2 protein-coding genes and 1 pseudogene are annotated in these 4400 nt (G+C 50.5%); 2 read left to right on the plus strand and 1 reads right to left on the minus strand.

What is annotated here, in order from left to right:
- On the plus strand, positions 1 to 2674 hold a 2674-nt coding region (locus tag H6F80_RS01485; protein WP_190789850.1), incomplete at its 5' end, for a hypothetical protein.
- Between the two features lie 329 nt (positions 2675 to 3003).
- Here the strand turns inward: H6F80_RS01485 and H6F80_RS01490 are convergent.
- Positions 3004 to 3420, minus strand: a complete 417-nt coding sequence (locus H6F80_RS01490) for a hypothetical protein (protein ID WP_190789851.1) — start codon at positions 3418 to 3420, stop codon at positions 3004 to 3006.
- A gap of 264 nt (positions 3421 to 3684) precedes the next feature.
- On the opposite strand from H6F80_RS01490, the pseudogene H6F80_RS01495 reads away from it, so the two are divergent.
- Positions 3685 to 4400: pseudogene (locus tag H6F80_RS01495) on the plus strand (lipid-A-disaccharide synthase); the annotation flags it as partial.

Consider the following 4400-nt stretch of genomic DNA (forward strand, 5'->3'; position numbering starts at 1 on the left):
TTTGGGGAACAATTCAGAAAATCTAAATCGCCAGATTGTCGATCGCCCTTCACCTGTTGTTACACCGATCGACTCCGCAGAAGTTGGGGCTGCTGCTGAAACCCTGTCGCGACCCGATCAAATCTATAGCACAAGGGCAGTACCAGAATTATCGAACATAAAGCCACGTATTGCATCGGCATCGACAACACCGATCGCAGGACGGCGGGGAATTACCAATCCCGGTCAAACTTTAGCAGATGTAGACGATATCAGGGCAGCCAATAGCAGAGTAAGTAATAGCAGAGTAAACAATAGCGGGGTAAATAATAGCAGAGCAAACAATAGCAGGCAGTCTACTCAAGCGAGTGTCACTCCTGTAGCGAATGTGGCTGAACCGAAACCTTCTACGCCTCAAGCGCGGTCTGCTCCCGTCCCTTCTCCAGCATCTCCCGCTCTAACCTCTGCTGCCCTTGCATCCTCCGCCTCAACTCAGGCAGCACACCTAAGAGCCAATTCCCCTGCTAGCCCAACTGCTCCTGTCCAATCTGCTCCTGCCCGATCTAGTACTGCTCAATCTCGCACTGCTCAAAGTCCCACCACTCAACCACCTGCTGCCCAACCGCCTGCGCCTGTTCAAACTCCTGCTGCAAGTCCCTCAGCTGACCCGGACTACATCATGCCGCCTCAAATTGCGCCGGATGAGCGGGTTCCTGCCTTCATTACAACTATGCCGCTAAATGGTACGGTAATCAGTCACCTGACTGAGTGGGAAGCCGTTTCTCGGTTTGAGTTTGGCGATGGTCGCAGCGAAAATTTTGGCTTTGACGGCATTCTGCGGCTCGACAGCGAGGTTGAACAAAGCTTAAGCAGAGACAATATTTTCACCTCCCTACAAACTGGGGAATACTTACAGGCTCGGACTGTCCGAATTGAGCGGGAAGTAACGGTAAGCCGACGTGAGCCGCAAACCATGACCGGACTGCGGATTCAAATGAGCTTGACGGCGAGTTGCCTGCTGCCGGATCAGGGTGAGCCAGACGATCAATGCACCTACACGCCCGGTTTGGTGACTGATCCAGAGAGTATCGATCCAGATTTCTTCGTTCCGACTCGGATTGAACAAACCGCAGACTTCGGTGATGTTGTTACCCCTGAGTCTTTAGCCGCGATGGCGCGACCTGGGTTTCAGTTGGGGGCGAATGGGCAGGAAGTTGGGCTGGATTTGATATTTCCCAATACTGGGGCATTCGCTGGAAATACTCAATCAACAGAAGCTTCGATCGATCGCGAGGAACGTTTTGAAGAAAGACCCGCAGGAGTTTTCTCCAGAGTTCGGCAGGTTATTAGAGCAAACGATCGGGAAGCGGTTTTGGGTCGCACCATTCGCGGAAACGTGATAATCGCCGATCTCGACAATCTTTTGCTGAATTCAGCCGTTCAAGCAGTCGCAGAATTTTTGCCGGATGCCGATCCGCAAATTGAAGGATCAGAAAATCCTGCGAACACCAACATTAACCGCAACTTATTTCTAGCAGCGAATAATACTCGGCTCCCCGAAGGAAGCTTTACCATCTATCACGCTGGCATTGGACGAGCGGCAACCCCGGTTACGTTCACAAGCCTGGAAGATTTGCCCAATGCTCACTTCAACAGTATTTGGATTGGTCTGTCTCCTGTGACCGAACGCAGCCTGTCTAGAGAAATTCGATATGTACCGACAGGTCCGACTCGCATCACTACACGAGCGAGCGGGGAAGGAGGCGTTGACAGCAATGTTGAATTCAATTCATTAGTGAACGAACAGCTTTTTTCTACCAATGAGCTGGAAGATTTTTATACTCAAATCTATCTCACGTTTACAAGACGAGATGTAGATTTTGTTACCTCTACAACGCAAACTGAACGAACAAGATTTTATCCTCACATTAGTTTCACGGGAAATATTACGAGCAGCAACGATATTTTTAGATACTATGCTGGCATTATTGCTTCGGATGAGATCAAAGCTTATCTAGGACTAGATTATACCTATGTCTCGCTAAGCGGGTGGACATTCAACGCGGGTGCGATCGGCTATCTCAACCCTGACCGGGACTACTACAGCAGGTTATGGGGCAACACCGCCTATCGGATTCGGCTCAGCAATACCGCAAATCTTGTGCTGTCCACCGGATTCGTTTGGGCGTTAGATCAGCAAGACGGCATCGATGGAGTCACGCTGGACACCCAGGGAAGTAATGTCAACATTTCAGCCAGAGCGAATATCGGTCCGGTTTCTTTTGGCGTAACCAATTATTTTGGCGACCTCCTGCCGCACTCCATCGAAGACACTTTAATTTTGGATGCAGGAGTCCAAATTGGTAACAGTGTTTATTTGTCGGGCTACTTTGCCCCGATCGATCGCAATTCAAGCCGATCGCGATATGGCACAAAAGTTCAGTGGCGGCTGGGCAGTGATTATAATGACCCCACGCTGATCTTCTCCTGGAGTAACTATGAATATGACTACGGCTTAGACCAGGCGGGAAATGATTTACTCGTTGATCAAAATGTGTTTTCGCTTCAGGTGCGGCTGGGAGAACCTCCAAATCCCTTTGATCCTCGCACCGCAGAGCAGCTCAGGCAAAAAGTGGATCAGGAAGTTGAGCGGTTTCAGCAGCAGCGCGATCGAGTAGATCCACCCGCAGGCTAGGATATTTCAAATCTGCCAGTTGCGACTCAAACCGCCCCCTCCATTTCCCTTCCTGACCCCCAACTTTAGAGACTTTGAAAGGATTCCAACGGAAGCTGGAGCGGAAGTCGCCCAGAATTGGGAGGCTGGGGGGCAAATGCAGTACGTTTGCTACCTCTAAAGCATCCTCTACAAACGTTGTCTATATCCCAGCAAAAAATGGATTTCAGTGGGGCTTCTCCTGCCGGATATATTGTTTCATGCCACTTGAAAATGCTCATTAAAAATGGAGACACACTGAGTGCATCTCCAAAAACAAGTTATGTGATTAACTTAAAATTACGGACAGGTTATACTCCACCAGCAGCAGGAGTATCGAAGTCAGCAACTGTGCCAGTAGGAACAGCGTTGATGTTGACACGATAGGTGTCTAGCTCGTTTGCTTGTGCGGTGCCCAGCTGCGTATCCGCAGCGGAATTAACTGACGCAAGAGACGTTGCGTTCAATGTGGTCATTGTGATCACACCCGCAGAACCCAAAGCCATTGCTGAGTTCATGTTTGCACCAATATCATTGAACGCACCCGCGAACGCATCTTGCTTACCCACAGAGGCAGCCACCGCAACACCCGTTACTGCACCACCCTCGACTCGGAAGGCGGCAGCACCCGCAGCACCACCTTCACCTGCGAATGCATTAGAAGCAGTACCAAAAATACCAGCAGCGGTAGCGGTCAGAGCAATTAGAAGTTTGGCTTTGTTATTCATTGGATTTCTCTCATCGGTTGCTCAAATCATAGCTTCCTGCCCTGTTTGTCTCTATTGTGGAAAATTCGAGATTTGTCAAACCCCGTTGCAATTCGATGTGGAATACACTGAAGTGTACCGAACGTTTATTTGATACCGACTGTCCAGAGAATTAGTTACATCAATGGCAGTCCGTTTAGCAAAACACTTGCAATGCAGTTTTTCTTTCGGAATAATTGCTCTCTGTCAAATTATCCGCTGTATCTTTTATTTCCGCTGTTTCCTATGGCTCCTGTGGATATTCTGATTTTGTCGAACGGGCCGGGCGAGATCACAACCTGGGTGCGTCCTGTCGTCAAAGCCTTGCGTCAGCAGTTTGGTCACGATCGCCCGACCGAGGAAACGAACTCAGATCATCAGCAGATTCGGATTTCCCTCGTTTTATCACCCTGCCCTAACGCCAGCGGCAAAGAAGTTCAAATCGCCCAGTCTTACCCGGAAATCGATCGCGTCCAGGGCGCAGAGCATTTCTTTCCGTTTCTGCTGTGGGGTAAAACTGCGAGCTCCTGGGATTGGCACGATCGCGGCGTAGTGCTGTTTCTGGGCGGCGATCAAGTTTTTCCCGTCATCATCGGCAGGTGGCTCGGCTACCAGACTGTGATTTATGGCGAATGGGACACGCGCTGGCATCGCTGGATCGATCGCTTTGGGGTGATGAAACCGGAATTGATCGATCGAATGCCGCCGCAGTATCGGGAGAAGGCGATCGTAGTGGGAGATTTAATGGCGGAGGCAGGGGAATGGGCAGAAGGGAATAGAGAAGTAGGAGGGAGAAAACCGTTGATTGGGCTGTTGCCGGGATCGAAGGCGGCGAAGTTGGCTCAGGGCGTGCCGCTTGGTCTGGCGATCGCGGAGGAGGTTTGGCGGGAGCGTCCAGAGGTCAGGTTTGTGATTCCGGTTGCACCAACGCTGGATGTCAAGACTTTGGCAAAGTTCGCCGA

The organism is Leptolyngbya sp. FACHB-711, from assembly GCF_014695615.1.
Lineage (GTDB): Bacteria > Cyanobacteriota > Cyanobacteriia > Elainellales > Elainellaceae > Leptolyngbya_A.

Excerpts from the sequence above, each read along its gene's own strand:
- H6F80_RS01490 (WP_190789851.1), bottom strand. The coding sequence starts at position 3,420 with ATGAATAACAAAGCCAAACTTCTAATTGCTCTGACCGCTACCGCTGCT.